Here is a 17,531-nt window from a genome sequence, read left to right on the forward strand (position 1 = left end):
TGATGCACCACCCACTTTAGCGCTCTACCATCAGACTGTCAGCAATACAATCACAGCGTGGAGCGTTCCCGTGAATTACTTATCTTTCGACTATGCTCAATTTAACGAAAAAGGGCTTAAAAAAGTGATTGATGAATTCAATCGCCATGACCTTCAAATCACAAAAATTGAAGCAGACAATAAACCCATACGCCTATCAGGAGTACAAACTAAAAAAGCGACACTGCACTTTACTGATGGGCAAAAACTCACACTACAAGCCACTGCGCAAGGCTCGATCTTTCAGGTGAGATTGAATACCAGAGTTATCCCGGTTAAACATGTCGATGACCTGAAAAAAGCTGTTGCAGAAATTGCCGATAAAATTAGGAATAACAGTAAGCAATTCCAAAATACTCTGCAAAAACGCGCTACACGAGCAAATAGCACCAGCCAAGATGCCTCAAGCCGAGCTAAAACATCACTAAAAGCGCAAATTGCACTTGCCATTCTAGACCACAAAGAACTTGAAACGGCAATTAAAGAAAAGCGTGAGCACAAGTCAGCATTAGAAAAAGCGCAGCAGGAAAAAGAGAAAAAAAAATCTGATGTAACTGAAAAATTATCGCAGGAATACGCAGTTACAGAATTGCTTGAAGCAGAATTAAAACAATTAGAGGAGCATATTGCATGAATCCAACTCAAGGGTTAAAGGTTTTCGCTATGCCGGACCCATTAGCGAAAGGTTTCACTCGCTCCCAAATCAATGATCTTATATATCAGCTTACTGCTGATCCAGAACAATCCCGTCTCATGATGGAAGCTGAATCCCTAGCAGTATTAGATGCAGCTTACATTAAAGGAGAGTCAGTGACTCGCCAGAATGGTTTTATTCTCGATGCGGTCACAACCAGTTATGCTCGTTTCCCTCGTGCCATACAAGCATTAGAACGTGCACTAAATCGATTTTTATCCAGTAATGGCATTACTGTGATCGACAATGAAATTGGCGAACCTAAGAAAAACAATTTATTTGCTACCATCGCTGTACAATTTACTTTGAGTGATGGTCAGGCTATTACTATAGTTTTTCATGCCCCCGATGAAGACCCAAAAGTTTTCAAACCAGATGATGTAGTTATTGCTTTTCGTTGGTTATTAAACAAAAGAGACATTACTCAGGCTGTTACACCTGAAATGGGCAAAGGTAAAGCACGTGAAGTATCACTACCAACAATTGCCAAACGCTTAAGTCATCTTGTCGTTGCTAATTCTGAAGTTTTTCAGGTCAAACAAAAAGAGGTAACAGAAGCACGTGAACATTTAGCTTATCTACAAGAGCAATCCAATATTTTAATGGATGAACTAAATCAAATCACAACTGAGATTTCCATTCTAGAAGAACGCAACAACGAGTTAGATCATATAATTTCGATAAAATCTAATGAACTGGCCTTTCGCCAAAATTTCAACAATGATCTAAGAACAAAGATTGCAGAGCTAAAAATTGTCAGACCAGAACCAGAAGGTGAACAAAATAGTAAACTAATGGCCATACTAACATTAGAAAATATCATTAATGGTTTACATGATAATGTTGCTGCTGATGGTGTACTGGAGATGATAGAAGAAGCCAATTACGAGTTAGAAAAACTAGGGTTAATAGATAAATTCGACGCCCTGATTGGCTCTGCAGTTGAAAAATATGTAGAGTTAGACGAAAAACAGGAATAAACACATGCCATCAAGTGTAACAAAACTTAAGCTCGCTAAACAAATTCGCCAACTCAGGCAACAAATAAAAAATGAGTCTGTTGAAAGCATAGAAAAATTTAAATTAGTAAAAGAAATTCAATCTATTCGTGCCCAAATCATCGGTAGAACACCTAAGTTTGCTTTACGGTTGGCTGAGTTGATTAATGGAAAATTTGACTATCTAGAACCAGAAAAGTTTATTGCTATCGTGCGCGATATATCCCAAGAATCCGGCGAATTCGAATCCGTAAAGCAACCTGTCGTTAATTATGTTGCAAAAAGACACTTGGCCTAAAAAAAAGATAGTTATCTCAGCCATTAACGCATCAAATGAAATAGACGGCCTTTGTGCCGTTTTTCTTGACGCTTTTAACGATGTAAAAAATGCACAGCTTTACCAAGCCAAAGCCCTAAAACAAAAACTGATAAATGCCAAAGATGAGCTAGAAAAATACCAAATCTGGCGTGATATTGTTTTTTTACAAATAGAGTTGAGTCGTTACAAAGACAACCGACTATACAACTTTGCTGAACAAGGCATAAACCTTAACAGTTTGAAACAAGCCTACATTCCTCCTGTAAATTTGGATGAACTTCAGTATCTACATTGGCTGGAACAAGGAAAGCTTTTCATCAATGATGTCATAAGCCCCAATAAAGCTCAGCTCATATCAGAACTTGATGATCAGATACACAATATATTCAGATGCAACCCCATTGTGAATGAAAAGCTGACGACTCTGGAGAATGAGTGCATATTTCCTTTAGCAGAGCAAGCCAGAGAGATTATCGGTCAAATCAGGGAGAATGGGAAAAATGACGCTCTGATGTCTGAATTTGAGGTGACCCGTTCAGCTATTGAGTCCGCATATCAAATCCAGATAGATCCATTCTTATTAACGTCTATGCAAGAACTAGATGATGTAGCCAAAAAACAGATTCTAGCCCATCAAAAGCAAAAAAAGGTTCTTGGCACAGAATTGATGTCAGATATTTATGAAGCTTTGCTTTCACGCTCTATCATTTCCCAAGAAGATGCTGAACTATGGGCCAATTCTCAAGAGATTACCCCCTCAGCAATCGCCAGAATGCGAAAATCAGTCTACCCAGAGTTCGAGGTACGTCGAGATATGGCAACATACTATCAGCTAGTTAATGGGCGATTAGACACTGTTCGTATTGTGACTACAGGAAGCCAGCGCGCCGGTGCCATAATTAATTCTGCAACTATCGATATTGATAATGATTTCGACCGCCTAACTTTGTTCCATGAAATGAGTCACCTATTGGAAACCGATGAATCAATAAAATTGACTAATCAACTCTTCATCAAAAATCGTGCTTCTAGCTCACCTCAACGATTAAGTGAACTGACAAACAACAGTTCATATCAGAATGATGAGATAGCCATTCCTGACAGATTTTACTCTCCATATGTTGGCAAAATTTATGAAAGTGGAGCAACTGAGGTTGCATCTATGGGCATGCAACAGTTTTGTTCATTAGAGAAGATGTATGCGCTCTATGATAGTGATAAAAACATGTTCACTCTCATGATAGGTATGATGACAGGGATTAATGATATCCTGATTCAAAGGCAAAAAAAGCAGTTTTCTAGACAATTAGCCGATACAGCATTCATATCTGCAATGAAAAAAATAGTAAAAGATCTCCCCTGGCAAAGGGAAACCTGCAAAGAGGTGGTCGATACATTTAACAATGAATGGGGCTGGAAGCAAACACTTGGTAACTGTGAATTAGTACCGGCAGTGACGATAAAACAACACAGACAGATATTTAGTGTACAGGTTCATGAAGAAGATGGGAAACAAGTTCAACAACATTTCTTCAAAACGAAATTACAAGCAGAAATTTTTGTATATCTGCATGAGCTGAATATTAGAGAAATCAAACTATCACAACAAGATATTTTCTTTCTTGCTTGTCATAATCGAGCTCCAGATTGGTATCAGATTAATACTTATTTACCACTTATATAATACTTTTCTATATTTTAATCCATTCAAAAATAAGGGCAGTTTTCCTGCCCTGTCGTTTAGTTGTGGAGAGGATCTCATGAACTTTGAGATTCGCGCCAAACTGGGAAAAGTTCAGGGAAACCTCCAATACACAAAGGGAAACCGGCATCACGATACCCCAGAGACAAATTTCGTCGGTTCTGAACATCCGTATATATGTTTTCCAGTCGGGTTTGAACCACCTCAGATAAATCACCATTCAGGTTTCCAAGGGAATGGAAAGCTTCCATAGGTAGAGAAAAGTCCTGAAGAGAAAGGGCTGCTCCGGACCAGTCAGTATCAAATAGTTTTTCCATGAAAAACATCCACCTGATAAAAATAAAAGTAATAACAAAGCAGGTTCATTAGATAGCCTAAATACATCACCCCGCTACAATAAAATAACGAAACCATCACATTAAGTTAACTTTAATCAACATACTATGCCAATATTTAGTAATCAATGTGGACTAGCTAAATTATTTGAATCAGGCACACTCAGTCAGCTCATAAAAGTCCCCATCTAAATTGAACAATAGTTCATATCACTTTATAAATACTCATTAAGTATCTAAAAAATACTTGATAAGCATTCAATAAATACTGTATAAAACAAAACAGTGTTGATGCGCCAATAGCTCCTGACAGTTACTCTCTGATCGTTAACTAACAATCGAGAGAGTCATGGCTGAGAGCAAAAAAATAGAATTGCTATCTCCATTAGTCCGGAGTAATGGAGATAGCAACCCAAACGATTCGTTAGCATTCCCAGAATCAGTATTTGGTTATAAAGTTGACGAACTGATAGGAAGAGACAGTAATCGAAGGGAAGCTGGAATTGAAATTTTTGGTACTTCACTTCCACGTAACCGCTGTACTGACTCCTTAAATGTTGAAGAAATTGCGGTTAGCTTACAGCCTGTTCATAATTGCATTATTTTTGATAATTCAGTTGATGAAAAAATAGAATTATTACTAAATGCTAAAAATATAAATGAATTAGAATCTGCCTTTACTCAATTTTTTGAGCAAAATACTAAAAAGCCTATCCTCGAATCTAGCTTGATAGTTGATAGAACCAAAACGCGCGAAGCCATCATTAATGTTGAACATGTTTTTCATGGGGATATAAATAGAAAAGGAAATGCGGTCGGCTTCCATCATGAAGCAGGAATTGGCTATCAAGGAAAAGCACGTATTGCCGAGATTATCGATCCACCTAATTCTAAAGGAATTTATCGTGGAAGAATTGAAATATTCAATTCTCAAACAGGTAAATGGGTACAGAAAGGTCCTGAATCTACTTTCTTCCCACTGTCTTGGGATCGTCAGAAAATAATATCAGAAATTAAAAGTGCATACAAAAATGCTAAGGTTCAAGGTTACAGATGGGAAGGTGTATCACCAAGTGGTGTAAAAATTGGGGGTTATTTAGATAAAAATGGTAACATCAATACAGCGTTCCCTCGTTATGAGATTTAAATAGAAAATGAAATATTATATTGATGAACATGGCTATTCTTGTGCTGAAGCGGAACAAGAACATCATCTTATCGCATGGTTTTTAAATGACGATATTCAAGGCAGTTTATACAGTGTTAATAATTATCTTTCCGCCTGCGATTCAGTAAAAAATGGGCAGATCCCAAAATGGGAAGGTACAGGTAATGCTCATACAGTCATTATTGAGCCAAATGGTGTTGAAATCGTTAATGAATACACAGAGGAAAACCTCAAGATCGCAACTATAGAAGAATTTAAAGACTATCTTGATAAATGGAAGGACTTGCTTTTGAGAAAAGATAAGCATTAAAGATATTCTTCAGCTAATGAACAACTGTCCTTTTACCTAAACCATGCGGAATGATTCACCTCACTAGCTAGTTGTATTTAACAACACATTATAAATATCTATCAAGTATTTTAAAAATACTTGATAGATACCTAATAAATACTGTATAAAACAAAACAGTGTTGATGCGCCAGTAACTCCTGACAGTTACTCTCTGATCGTTAACTAACAATCGAGAGAGTCATGGCTGAGAGCAAAAGAATAGAATTGCTATCTCCATTAGTCCGGAGTAATGAAGATAGCAACCCAAGCGATTCGTTATCATTCACAGAATCAGTATCTAGTTATAAGAATGTAGAAAAAGTTGACGAACTGATAGGGAAAGACAGTAATCAAAGGGAAGCTGGAACTGAAATCTTAGGGGCTTCACTCCCACATAATCGCCATGCTGACTACCCAAAATTTGAAAAAATGGCTGTTGACTTACAGTCTGCTCATAATTTCGTCATTTTTGATGATTCAGTTGATGAAAAGATAGAATTATTACTAAATGCTAAAAATATAAATGAATTAGAATCTGCTTTTGTTAAAAATATTGTCAAAAATGACGTATCAACTCAAAAAAAATCTTCAGGCTATGAGAATTTTGAAATTAAGCTGCTACCTGATGCACATGGCACAGAACATCTTACAGCGGTAAAAGGTGATACCTATATTCCTGTTAATAAAATCGAATCATGGCTGCGAGGTAAGGCAGCTGGAGATTGGGAAGGACTTCATACTCGCCGGGACGTTTTGATAAATGAGAAAAGGGATAATCAAAGTGCTTTTGCTAAAGATCCAGCTAAAAATGATGAGTTAGAGTATATAAAGGAAAATATTAAAAGACTAAATCGCTCTCGCATTATGGCTGTGAACCTGCAAACTATCGGGGTTTATGATACGAAAGAAAACAATACACTGATAATAGATAAATTACTCGATTCAACCAAAAATGTCACAATCGAAAATTGTAAAAGTTCCGTTGTATTAGAAAGCCTCAATGGTAATGGTTATTTCGTTCGTATCAATGCAATATGGAAAATTTTACCTGATGGTTCAAAACGCCTTACAACCGTGACAACAGGGATATTCAAGGAGTAATCTAGATGGACAAAAACGTTGCAGTATTGATAGAAAAATTAGATAGTTATATACAAAATGGTTATTTGGATATTAATTCCTTTGATAATCCCGATGATGAAGCTGCTGAAGTCCTCATTAAATTATCGAGAATAGATAAGAAACTATGTGAACAATATTGTAAGCTCATTCTAGAGTCACCAGAAGTAGGTGATACTTATTTAGATTCAAGTTGTCTTTCTCATTTATTTAATCTAAACAGAAAATATAGTATTAATTATGTACAAGAAAATGTCCTGAATATGTCCGCTCCAGTATTACAAGCAGCTATGGAGGGATTGGATATGTATAGTAAAACGCCATTTAGAAGACATTTTTCTGAAGAGGTAATTTTAAATATTAAGAAACGTTATGATGAACTAGCCTCAGACAACATGATTAAAGATATGCTAAGTTATAATTATGAATGGTTTGAGAAAATGTATTTAATCCCCCTCGGCTTATCAAAAAATTAGGTCATATATTCAATCCGTTGATTGTCAGACAACATATAATGATGTTGTTAAAAAATTTAAAACTTGAATTTCTTATTATTACTTAACTTCTCAATATCCAATGGGTATATTATAGATACTCATTGGATACCTATTTAACACTTACATAAAACAAAACAGTGTTGATGCACCACTGAGGCCTGGTCGCTACTCTTTCGTTGTTAATTAACAGGCGAGAGAATCATGGCAGAGAACAAAAAAAAGGGGTTACTCGCTCGATTATTCCGAGGCCAAAAAGAAGATGACTATCACGGTCACCTAGAACTAGCAGAATCTGGATTTGATTATGAAGATGCAAGTAAATTTGATGAACTGATAGGAAATAACATCAATCAAGGGGAGTCGGAAACCGAAAGCCTCATTACTCCATTTCCACATAATCGACGGGCCAGCTATCTGAAATTTGAAGAAATGTCTGTTGATCCAACCATTGATAGCGCTCTAAAAATGCACGTTGCCAATGCCTTGTCAGCGAAAACGGATACCGGAGAAATCTTGTTTATCGCTTCTACAAAAGACGGAATTGATGACAAGATAGTAAAGGATCTGAGAGACACTGTAGGACGCTGGCTCAATGAAAATGCAGAGGCAATAGCTTTTCAAGCGGCTAAGTATGGCCTTAGCTTTGTACGCCCTTATATTGAGCCTAAAAAGGGTATTACTCACATTAGATTTGATCACTATACCCATCCAGCCCATATCCGCTGTTACGAACGAGCTGGCCTTTTATGCGGATATACATCTAAGTATCAACGAAGCCTTGAAAAGAAAGGTGTTGCTGAGCTTATGGAACCGTGGAAATTCATTCCATTCAAAATCCCGAAATGGGATGCTCACAATAGTACGCTCATTGAGCCAGTGAGATTAAACCCTTTAGCTTTTGATATTAACGATGATGATTATCTCAACGAAGAGCCTATCGAAACACAAGACTACGGTTCAAGCTTACTCCGTTCGGCTTATGATCCGTGGGTAGACTTAAATGAGGCAATTCTTGCTCTCAATTCAGCACGTAAAAACGCAGCGAAACGCGATCGTTTTATCACTATACAAACCGGTAAAAAAAACCCAGCTCTCGCCGCTAAATACTATAACACCATACTGGGAGCGTTAAAGCGCAAGAGTAACTTATCTGCTAAGCGAAGCGCAAAGCGTGGCCACATATCAACGATTGATAATCATATTCTGCCAGTAACATCAGATGGTTCAGGGCAAATTAATATTCAAACCGAACAATCGGACGTCAATATTAGTCACATTGAAGATGTCAATTTTCACGTAAACAGACTTTGTAGTGCTTTGGGTGTCGATAAATCACTAGTTGGTTTTACTGAAGACATGAGTGGTGGTCTGGGTGAAGGGGGATGGTGGACGCAATCAATGGTTGCCGCCATTAAATCAAATTTAATTCGAAGAGCCATTAAAGCTGGTGCTGAACGTCTTTGTGAAATCCATGTACTCATGAAATGGGGGAAAATTTACACCGAAATGGATAAGCCTTGGCGTATCGAATTCAATAGCCTAAATAACGTACTTGAACGAGAAGAAGCTACAGCACGTGAATCCCGAATCAATTTTGCAACTTCGGTTGTCACCCTTATGCAGATGCTGGATCCAGAATTAAATAAATTTGATTTTAAGCAGACCTCAAATTGGCTGTTCACAGATGTTCTCCGTGTAAATGAAGAAACATTTAAGCAGCTTATTGAAGCTGCTAAAGAGGGTGATGAAGATGAAATCGATAAGGTTCTGGACTCTGTATCTGATCCTGAAAGACAAAATCAACTAAAAACTATGATCTACAGCTGCATTGCTGAGCTGATGGGAGAAGAAAATGCCTAAAAACATCCTGCAACGAATTACATGCCATTTCAATATTTTTGACACTGGTCGTAAATATACTGGTAAGCAGAGAGGGTACATTCTGGATAACGTAAAAACTGTTTTGAACTCCCCTGAAGTTCAAGAAAGACTGAGATTACGTGAATTGGTTGGCTATGTTTCTCATGGGCTACGAGAAATGTCTGGCAAGTTGACTCTTGGTGAAACACTGCCTGTTCAACTGCCAAATGGACAAATGACCGTTGTCAACGCAATTCCTTCTAATGTCACTATTGAGTTATCAATCGATGATGAAGGTAATCTCACTCACACTCAAGAAATATTAGATAACGATGAAGGCTGTAAGCTACTTGGTTTACATAATTCCCGTATTGGTGGATTTTCTTGGGCCTGTGGTGGTGGGAAATTGGGAAGTAATACCTTTATTAATGGTTTTTATGGTTTTGACTATGTTCATAATCCCTTATTCGCCACTAATCGTGGTTATGTTCTTGATTCAGCGGATGACGAATATGATCGTCAAGCCGTGCTAGACAACCTGACTAGTGCAGGTGTTCCTGAAGCACAACGCGAATTAGTTCTGGATTCATTCAATAACTCTGTAGCGTTTGAAGCTTCACACTACCGGGAAATGGTTCTAGATGCCCAGCAAATTATTGCTAGTCAACATGAAGAAAAACAGAAAACTCAACATCTTTTAGATGATACTGTTGAAAAAGTAAAAACACTGGAAACAGAAAATACAAATCGTGAACAGTTTTTCAAGCAACTACAAAATACCAGCCATATTGTGATTAATGATCAAGTACTTGATGCGTTGATTAATGCCAATAGTAAGCAAGATATGGAAGTTATCATACAAATGATCATGGATACGGCGAATATTAATACCCAATATTTGCCAATTAAGCAGCATAAAAATATGTTTGTTAAACAGATTGAAGATAAAGGTTCTCAAGCGATGAATAGCCAAGATGATGCGTTTAGCATCAATGCTGCTTTGGATACTGGATTTTATAGCTAATTATACATTAGCCGAATCGCTGGCTTTGCCAGCTTTTTAATTAAAAGTCTATTAGGGATTTTAATAAACATCCTCGCCGCAAGCGACGGGGAATTTTCAAGTATTAGTTTTTTAAACAAACAAACCATTTTATGGTATAAATATTTGTATTGAATTTAATACAAGAACAATTAATTATATTACTTTGTTAAATGATGTAAAGTGTTTTAGTGAAAAATCAGATGTAATATAAATCACATGATTTATTTTTAATAATTCAACAATAAATAACATGGAGCAGAATAAATGTCAGGAGAATTATCTAATTTAAGCAAAAAAATCGAAAGTGAAGATAAGGATAAAATAATGTCCAGTTTTTTTTCCAGTATGGTTTCTAGTGATGATAAAGTAAATGCAATTAGAAGGGTAGGTAATTTTATCATTGATGGAAAGGTTAATAATAATAAAGAAGCAATGAAATATGGTGATTTATTTTATATTAACATTGTTGGGCCTTATCCAGTTATTGTAAAGCATCCTGAACCTAATGATGATTGGGTTTGTGTTGGTACTTTAGATAGATATGATATAGACAATGTCTTAAATTATATGACTGAAGAATCTAGAACTATAGATAGTTTTAATCTAGCTAGAGATAGTAAACAAAAAAGAGGAGGTGGTATTATTCATATTCCAGCTGGTGATTATTATTTAGAAGATGAACTGGTTATGGTAAATTTTGTTAGGTTTGAAGGTGAAGGCGAAAGAACAACTAGATTATTTGGATCCCCTAATGTTAATGGCACAGGAAAATCTGTAGTAAGATCATGTTCTACTTCAATTAATAGCAAAGATGAACCAAAATATTTATCTCACACCGGAATTAGTAATTGTACTATTAATGGTAATGAAACTTGGGATTGTTGTTTATATATTAGGCTAACTACAAATGAGTCTAAATTTATCAATGTTACGACTCAATCTGCAAAATTTGTAAATACAAATTTGTTGGCTAGCTGGTATGTTAATTTGGCTAACCACGTATCTCGTGATGCAATGAACTATGGTATTGTCATAGGTAAAAAATTGTTTAAAGAAAGAGGGTTAGAAGAGGTTAATGCCTGTAGTCTATTAAATATGAGAAGTAACTATTCTGGTATAGATGATAAGTATCATCCAACTGATAATGCATATGCTGGTTCTGGAATAATAATATGGTCAGCAAATTCATGTGCATTTGATTATCTTGGTGCAGAAAATTCATATGGTGTAGGTATTTTAGCTAGAAAGGGAATTAACTCAACATTAGGAGATATATACACTGAAGGCAATGGAAAAGGAAGTAAATCAAATTATCCTATAGGTTTAATGGTAATAAATGCTGATTTTCCAGTTTTAAGAATCGGATCTCTAAACTTAACAGAAGGACAGAAAATTTTTCTTTCTCAAGAAGATGCTATAATCAGTGCTGAAAATATCTATACACACGATTTTTCTAATGGAATATTTAAAGGTAATGGAAAAGTAATTTTAAATGGAATTGGTATATATAATAGATTATCTCCAGATGACCAGAAATATATCGAAAATAAGAGTATGGCAAGAATATCTGAATTTCATAACTTTGATTTAACATCGTGGCAATCTCTTAATGAGACTGGATTTTTGATTCATGAAAGAACGAATAGCGTAATTGTTAGTATTGTTCCTAGAGAAAATTCTATTCAGAATAAAGATGTAATTATTAGATTGAATAACAATGGAGCTGATGGTCAATTTTTGAATTTTGGTAAAAAATTTACCAAAAATAGCATAATTAGTAAACGTTTTAATGCGATAGATAGGGGATTTTGGAAATTAGAATTTATTAACAATGCTGTAAATAATCAGTTGATGGTTGATATATATATATATCAATATAAGTGTGCTGGTGAAGTATTATTTGAACATGATTTTTAAATTTTAAAGTAAATATTACTAATAAGGTGTCTTTATACATATTTAGACACCAAATCAATCATTAAATGGAAGAAATTATATACCTTTTCGGTTACGTATTTAATATATTGCTTGTTTTTAGTATTATGGTGTGGTTACTTTGCAATCAGGTAGTTGTCGGTCTAAGATAATTTCTGTAAGAGATGTTTTCAAGAGTAAAATTCAAGAATTATTTTAGTTCTATCGTTAAGGTTTATCTTTGCCATATGAATTTTCTCTATTAGATTTTTCAGCGTAGAAACGATTCTCAGCAGTTTTTATTCATATGTAGCTCCTTTCCATACCTATAACATAAAAAAGTCATACAATGCTTTACAGCTCGTTTAGGCCGATAATTTTTTAACACATGTTCATTTTGTTTTCTTGGACGAGTGTATGAACTGAAGTTTAAAAAAACTTATCCACATATCCTATGATTAGATCCCAATATTGATCCTATACTGATCCTATATAGACCTAACTGATCCCCGTCTCTCGCAGGCCAGACAGGACAAGCCTTTCAAAGCATTGAGGTGGGTCGAAATGGGAAAAAGGTGTGTCGAAATGGGAAAAAGGTGTGTCGAAACAGGAAAAAGGTGGGTAGTATTGGGAAGATAGGTGTGTCGAAATGGGAAGCACCGAAAGTTATTCATAGTGAGTAAAAAGGAACATCTTAATTGGTATAACCATATGATTAATCAATTATTTTTTGATGAAATTCTTAATTCTGATATTGAAAGTAGTAACAATAAACTCACAGTTACTACTCGTGCCACAGTACAACCTGTTGCATTAATGAGATTGAATGTTTTTGTGCCAGCCAGCCGTGCTGCAAAAGGTGCACAAACAACTATTGATGCAACCTCTGAACTCAAAAATTTGGAATTTTCACGACGTGAAGGATACGACCATGTGAAGATTACAGGTGAGCGTCTTAATATGACGATGGACTTCAGGGTCTGGATTGGCATCATACAGGCATTTAGTAAATACGGTTTGCAATCGAATATCATTAAATTGTCATTCCATGAATTTGCCGGGATGTGTCTTTTTGAATCGAAGAGGTTTGACAAACGGTTAAGGCAGAGTATTGCTAACTCTTTGCCTCGCATCCGCGGTAAAACCATTACGTTTACGAAGTCAGGTTCAGATGGGATAAAACGTGTGGCGTCTACGGGCTTACTGAAAACAGGGATTTTTGATTTTGAAAAAGATTGTGTCGAACTGGAAGCTGACCAGAGGTTATGGGAATTGTATCAAGCGGATTATACCGTATTGTTACGCCATAAGCCGATACACGCATTAACCCGTAAAGAGGTTGCGCAGGTTCTATATACTTATATCGAGAGTCTTCCATTGAATCCTGCTCCAATTTCATTTGAGCGCCTTAGAGAGAGATTAGAACTGCTGTCCTCTGTTAAAGAGCAAAACAGAATTATTAAGCAGGCACTGCAACAACTTCAGGAAATTGGGTATTTGACACATAGTATAGTTTCTCGTGGAAGAGTTCCTTACGTGATTATTCATTCTAGATCTCCAAAACTGAAGGGACTCCAATTAGAGTAGTGGATGTCTAATGAGGAAAAGGTGTGTCGTAGTAGGATAAGTAAGTAATAAACGTCCACTTCCCCTATCAGAGCACTGTACGTACTGTACATTAAGATACGTACTAACAAGTTTCCATTTCGGCCCACTATTTAGTTGTCCTGTTTCGACACACCACTAATACCAGCTATGTTGGCAATGACCAGCGCATTGAAGTCATTAATTATTGGGTGTGTCGTAGTGGGATTGTGTGAGATAAGACTCAATTTTTTATCTGTAAAAGGGCGTTGTTTACACTTCAGATTGCGTACAGACAGGATTTCATCTCCACCATTCACTCTGATTAAAAGGCATTTTCCCTTTTTAGCCCACCTTTGATTAATATCCAGTCTTTCCCGTTTCGGCACACCCTTAACACCTGATATTTTACTGAACACAATTGTATGACCGTTTAGGAGGTAGGTGTGTCGTAATGGGATAGATAAGGATAGGATATCAATCAGTTGTCTGGAAAAAGCTCCATTTATACTCCAGCATAGCTGGTGCTAGGCTCTTACTCATTCCCCAGAGATTATCTCATATTCGGTTTGTTGTTCGACCTTTCCCGTTTCAACTTACTGCTAATTTCAACTTGGGATAGTTTACAAATGGTTATGACTGATAACTTGGGTGTGTCGTAGTGGGATAACTTAAACCATTAACTTGAAAAAGTGTGCTATTTGAACAGAAACTTAACTATGAGATCTCGCAATTAAAACAGCCAGCCACGCGTTTATCTTTTCCTGTTCGCTCACAAATAAATTTGAAATTAATCGCGAGCCCTTATTACTACTGACCGATAAAAGTAGTTGCAAAATTTTAAACAGGGCTGAGAAAACCCTGTTTAAATTATGCCTACTTTTTCTTTTGTTCTTTTAGTGTCTTTTCGATGAGTTTATTCATGCCTTCAAATATCAACACTTGGTATAAATGCTTACGATTTGCGTATTGGGAATCAAGCTCAGCAAGTTTCGTACCCCATTCGCGATAATATTCATTTACATTAATATGAACTGGTTTTTCAGAGGCTTTTGTTTTATCACTGGATTCAAGGGTTTCATACCATACTTGTTCGTTTGTATCTTCAAGGTTATCAGTATGAGTTTTACCATCAATGAATGAATCAATATCTTTCTCTGGTACGGAATGTTTACGAATGGGTTGTCTGAATCTTTTGTCTTTATTAGCCATTTGCTTTCTCCAATAGTTCTGTCACCAAGCTATCCATTTCAGCTTTGGCTTTAATATCGTTCATTTCTCGTACACCACGGCCTACCGCATACGCATCACTGTAAACAACACGGTTGTAAGCAACGGTATCAAGTACATTCATCGTGCTGTGCTCTTTGAGAACTTGTTTTGTGAATAGAATGTCTTGCTCTCGCGCTGTATGGGTCGGGGCAAGCGAGATCATGCAAAACGTTTTTAAGCCAGTATTAAAGTCTTTAGCTTCATCAATGAGATCTTGAACATCAAGAATACTATCTCTGTGATCTTGAGTCGGTCTAAATGGTGCAAGCGCAATATGAGCAGCTACTAATCCACTTCGCATTTCTTGTGTGCGGGTGCGGTCTATATTTCCTTGAACATCCACAATTACAAAGTCGTATTTAGTATCTAACTCTTGAATTGTTTTCGTTATCTTGCCTTTTTTCTGGACGCAGAAAATAGCTGGTTCAACACCTTCTTCTTCTCTATAAGAGCCAAAATTGGTTGTAGTGCCACCTGGGTCTGCATCAACTAAACAAACTGATTTTTCTCGGTGTGCTAGTTCAACGGCCAAGTTTTGAGAGCAAATTGATTTCATTGCTCCGCCTCTTTGCCCAAAAACTAAAATGATCATGAGCGTCTCCTTCTTTTGTGTGAGCTAATAATAACACATCAAAAATTTATTGATACTCATGAAACACTATAAAGATACTATATGGGTATCTATTGAGTATTTATTTTGCATTTAATCGTGTAACGGAGGATTAATCAGTCAACGTTGAATTTCTTAGCTGATAATTGGTTTTTTATAGTTGATAGAGCATTTCTTCCCACATTTTTTACGAAGTTAAAATTTTTTTTTATTAATTTTCGAAGAAAGTTATATGGGCCATTGGTAGATACGTATAACTGCCAATTTGTAACAAAGGTAGACAGAAGCTAACGCTTTGATGTATGGTAATTAAAAGCGTAATTAATAACGTAATTAATAGATTAATTATGATTATAATCATAATGTTAATTTATAAATTAATTAAAAGGGTAATTGATTGCTTTTTGATTAGCAAAGGATGGGCAGTTGGTGATTGGTGAGTGTGCGTCCTTCATGTAGCATGATGATGATTGTCAACTAGATAACAATATTGATGGATTTCAACATGCTAAAAAACGTAGAGGTACGTGTTCTTGTAATTCTCAAAAAGGAAAAAAAGAATACTATCGCCATGACCAATCTTACTCGACGCCTTAATGTCAATGCTGGTATCAAATCCGCAGGGAAAGACAAAATACTTGAATCCCTAACCAAGCAAGGTTTTATCACTGTTGAAAGAAAACAGATTCCGGCCATGCGACGTACTCCTACCATGATTACACTAACCGATATGGGAAAAAGTGTGCTCAAGGGTATAGAGTCTGGTGATATTGAGTTTGAAGTCTGATTGATCTGCGAAGTTTTGATCCAGCCGAAACAAGATTAAACAATATTTTTTTGTTGTTTCTCGTCATCGCTAAAAACGGTAAACAGTGCATAGCAAAAGATAAAAATTTGTTGTGGCATTTAAAAGCGCTTTTGAAGTAGGGCGTTAGACCATGAATTAGCGGTGACGTTGGAAGGTTTAAATCGGAATGGACAAGATTACAGAGATCACACAAGAACGTGAAATTACACATCATTTAGGGGAAAAAATTGCAGTTGCCATTTTGAGAGGCGCGAAAACAGCAGATGTCGCGGCTATTAATGGCATGAAATATGCTGCTTGCCGTGAGATCCTGCACAAATTTTGTCGTAATGTTAATCCGCAAGCTTATGAGCGGATTAACATTGCTGCTGCTATCAAAGATTACCACAGTCCTTTTCTTGAACAGCTTAGAGAAAACAAACATGAGTTTATCTCTGAGCCTGAACTTCGAAATCCTGAACAGCTTCGTCGTGAAATTAAAGAACGCGAAGAACGCCTTAATAGCGTTCAAATCACTTTACGTTCAGAACGCACTATCTTAAGCCAGTTGGAAGCAGAGCTTGCAGCGGTTATTCAAAAGAAATAAGTAATATCCCAGGGAAGAAGGATTCCGATGATGAAGCCAAAGAGCAAGACGGCTTGCCACCTTTATAAACCAATGCAGATCATTCCCGGCCAATTAAGTGATCAACAAGCTAAATTTGTTTTCTTTTTCAGCTGGTTGCTGTTCTGGTTTAGGTAAGTCAATGCCAATAAAATTAATTGAAAAACCGTGGGCAAAAGCGGTTAGATGTCTTCCAAATGAATTAGCTCGTTATGCACTATTCACAGTAGGTACTTCCAAAGAACGTAATTGTTATACCAAACCGATTATCTTAGGCATGATTGATGGTAGTGATTCTCCAATGGAATTACAATTCATGGGGACTGAGTTGCGTCAAGATGATCTAGATGTTTTTTTGGAACTTCTGCACTATGCCCGTGGTGCTGATGTATCTGGTAAACAAATATTTAAGCGTTCTGAATTGATGAAATCTCTTGGATGGGCCAGAACACCATTTTACTACGATCGATTGTTACAGTGTATGCGCCGCTTGAGTCAGGCCAATTTAGAAGGTCTGATCACTAGTACTACAGCCGTGATCCATATTGTGTCATGATGACTCTCTATCTTCCTAACACCAAGGGAGGTGTCCTATGGCCTCACCTGTCAATCTCTGGGAACAGGCGCTTCGG

19 protein-coding genes are annotated in these 17,531 nt (G+C 36.5%); 15 read left to right on the forward strand and 4 right to left on the reverse strand.

The genetic code is table 11. The features are described from left to right. Positions 1-70: 70 nt before the first annotated feature. From AACX38_RS12525 to AACX38_RS12540, 4 genes are read left to right on the forward strand one after another with little or no spacing between them, the layout of a single operon-like run. Positions 71-673 carry a defense against restriction DarA-related protein gene (locus AACX38_RS12525; protein WP_228864450.1) on the forward strand — a complete coding sequence of 201 codons (603 nt, stop codon included), beginning with the start codon at positions 71-73 and terminating at the stop codon, positions 671-673. Next, the gene (locus AACX38_RS12530) at positions 670-1,713 is read left to right on the forward strand and encodes a defense against restriction DarA-related protein (protein WP_228864451.1); all 1,044 of its coding nucleotides are present in this window, start codon (positions 670-672) and stop codon (positions 1,711-1,713) included. The genes AACX38_RS12525 and AACX38_RS12530 overlap by 4 nt, the downstream gene beginning before the upstream one ends. Before the next feature lie 4 nt (positions 1,714-1,717). After that, the gene (locus tag AACX38_RS12535) at positions 1,718-2,029 is read left to right on the forward strand and encodes a hypothetical protein (protein ID WP_228864452.1); all 312 of its coding nucleotides are present in this window, start codon (positions 1,718-1,720) and stop codon (positions 2,027-2,029) included. After that, on the forward strand, positions 2,004-3,734 hold the full coding sequence (locus AACX38_RS12540) for a hypothetical protein (protein WP_228864453.1): 1,731 nt from the start codon (positions 2,004-2,006) through the stop codon (positions 3,732-3,734). The genes AACX38_RS12535 and AACX38_RS12540 overlap by 26 nt, the downstream gene beginning before the upstream one ends. 74 nt (positions 3,735-3,808) lie before the next feature. On the opposite strand, the gene AACX38_RS12545 is transcribed toward AACX38_RS12540, so the two are convergent. Next, entirely contained in the window at positions 3,809-4,069 is a 261-nt protein-coding gene (locus AACX38_RS12545; protein ID WP_228864454.1) for a hypothetical protein, read from the reverse strand. A gap of 367 nt (positions 4,070-4,436) precedes the next feature. Between AACX38_RS12545 and AACX38_RS12550 the strand changes: the two genes are divergently transcribed. The 8 genes from AACX38_RS12550 (at position 4,437) to AACX38_RS12585 (ending at position 13,608) form a co-directional block, all read left to right on the forward strand. Next, positions 4,437-5,234, forward strand: coding sequence for an EndoU domain-containing protein (locus AACX38_RS12550; protein WP_228864455.1), 798 nt, complete (start codon positions 4,437-4,439; stop codon positions 5,232-5,234). Between the two features lie 7 nt (positions 5,235-5,241). Beyond that, the gene (locus AACX38_RS12555; RefSeq protein ID WP_228864456.1) at positions 5,242-5,565 is read left to right on the forward strand and encodes a YacL family protein; all 324 of its coding nucleotides are present in this window, start codon (positions 5,242-5,244) and stop codon (positions 5,563-5,565) included. Between the two features lie 222 nt (positions 5,566-5,787). Further along, positions 5,788-6,687, forward strand: coding sequence for a hypothetical protein (locus AACX38_RS12560; RefSeq protein WP_228864457.1), 900 nt, complete (start codon positions 5,788-5,790; stop codon positions 6,685-6,687). A 5-nt stretch (positions 6,688-6,692) separates the two neighbouring features. Then, positions 6,693-7,181: a hypothetical protein gene (locus tag AACX38_RS12565; RefSeq protein ID WP_228864458.1), complete on the forward strand. Its 489-nt coding sequence runs from the start codon at positions 6,693-6,695 to the stop codon at positions 7,179-7,181. 222 nt (positions 7,182-7,403) lie between these two features. Continuing rightward, positions 7,404-9,062 carry a portal protein gene (locus AACX38_RS12570; protein ID WP_228864459.1) on the forward strand — a complete coding sequence of 553 codons (1,659 nt, stop codon included), beginning with the start codon at positions 7,404-7,406 and terminating at the stop codon, positions 9,060-9,062. Then, positions 9,055-10,086 (forward strand): hypothetical protein, encoded by a 1,032-nt coding sequence (locus AACX38_RS12575; RefSeq protein WP_228864460.1) that lies wholly within the window; start codon positions 9,055-9,057, stop codon positions 10,084-10,086. The genes AACX38_RS12570 and AACX38_RS12575 overlap by 8 nt, the downstream gene beginning before the upstream one ends. 285 nt (positions 10,087-10,371) lie before the next feature. Continuing rightward, positions 10,372-12,024 (forward strand): hypothetical protein, encoded by a 1,653-nt coding sequence (locus tag AACX38_RS12580; protein ID WP_228864461.1) that lies wholly within the window; start codon positions 10,372-10,374, stop codon positions 12,022-12,024. Positions 12,025-12,732: 708 nt separating this feature from the next. Next, a complete protein-coding gene (locus tag AACX38_RS12585) occupies positions 12,733-13,608 on the forward strand; it encodes a protein RepA (RefSeq protein ID WP_255712058.1) in 876 nt (291 codons plus the stop codon). A 131-nt stretch (positions 13,609-13,739) separates the two neighbouring features. Here AACX38_RS12585 and AACX38_RS12590 read toward each other — a convergent pair whose 3' ends face one another. From AACX38_RS12590 to AACX38_RS12600, 3 genes are all read right to left on the reverse strand, one after another. Continuing rightward, the gene (locus AACX38_RS12590; protein WP_228864462.1) at positions 13,740-13,994 is read right to left on the reverse strand and encodes a hypothetical protein; all 255 of its coding nucleotides are present in this window, start codon (positions 13,992-13,994) and stop codon (positions 13,740-13,742) included. Positions 13,995-14,481: 487 nt separating this feature from the next. Continuing rightward, a complete protein-coding gene (locus tag AACX38_RS12595; protein ID WP_228864463.1) occupies positions 14,482-14,817 on the reverse strand; it encodes a hypothetical protein in 336 nt (111 codons plus the stop codon). Beyond that, positions 14,810-15,469, reverse strand: a complete 660-nt coding sequence (locus AACX38_RS12600) for an AAA family ATPase (protein ID WP_228864464.1) — start codon at positions 15,467-15,469, stop codon at positions 14,810-14,812. Before AACX38_RS12600 ends, AACX38_RS12595 begins: the two co-directional genes overlap by 8 nt. Positions 15,470-15,992: 523 nt before the next feature. Between AACX38_RS12600 and AACX38_RS12605 the strand changes: the two genes are divergently transcribed. From AACX38_RS12605 to trfA, 3 genes are all read left to right on the forward strand, one after another. Further along, on the forward strand, positions 15,993-16,274 hold the full coding sequence (locus tag AACX38_RS12605) for a hypothetical protein (RefSeq protein WP_228864465.1): 282 nt from the start codon (positions 15,993-15,995) through the stop codon (positions 16,272-16,274). A 187-nt stretch (positions 16,275-16,461) separates the two neighbouring features. Then, complete coding sequence (locus AACX38_RS12610) at positions 16,462-16,881, forward strand: hypothetical protein (RefSeq protein WP_228864466.1); 420 nt, start codon at positions 16,462-16,464, stop codon at positions 16,879-16,881. Positions 16,882-17,041: 160 nt separating this feature from the next. Next, positions 17,042-17,455: a plasmid replication initiator TrfA gene (trfA, locus tag AACX38_RS12615; RefSeq protein WP_228864467.1), complete on the forward strand. Its 414-nt coding sequence runs from the start codon at positions 17,042-17,044 to the stop codon at positions 17,453-17,455. The last annotated feature ends 76 nt before the right edge of the window (positions 17,456-17,531 follow it).

The sequence above is a fragment of the Xenorhabdus sp. PB30.3 genome, from assembly GCF_963895965.1.
In the GTDB taxonomy this organism is placed as follows: domain Bacteria; phylum Pseudomonadota; class Gammaproteobacteria; order Enterobacterales; family Enterobacteriaceae; genus Xenorhabdus; species Xenorhabdus stockiae.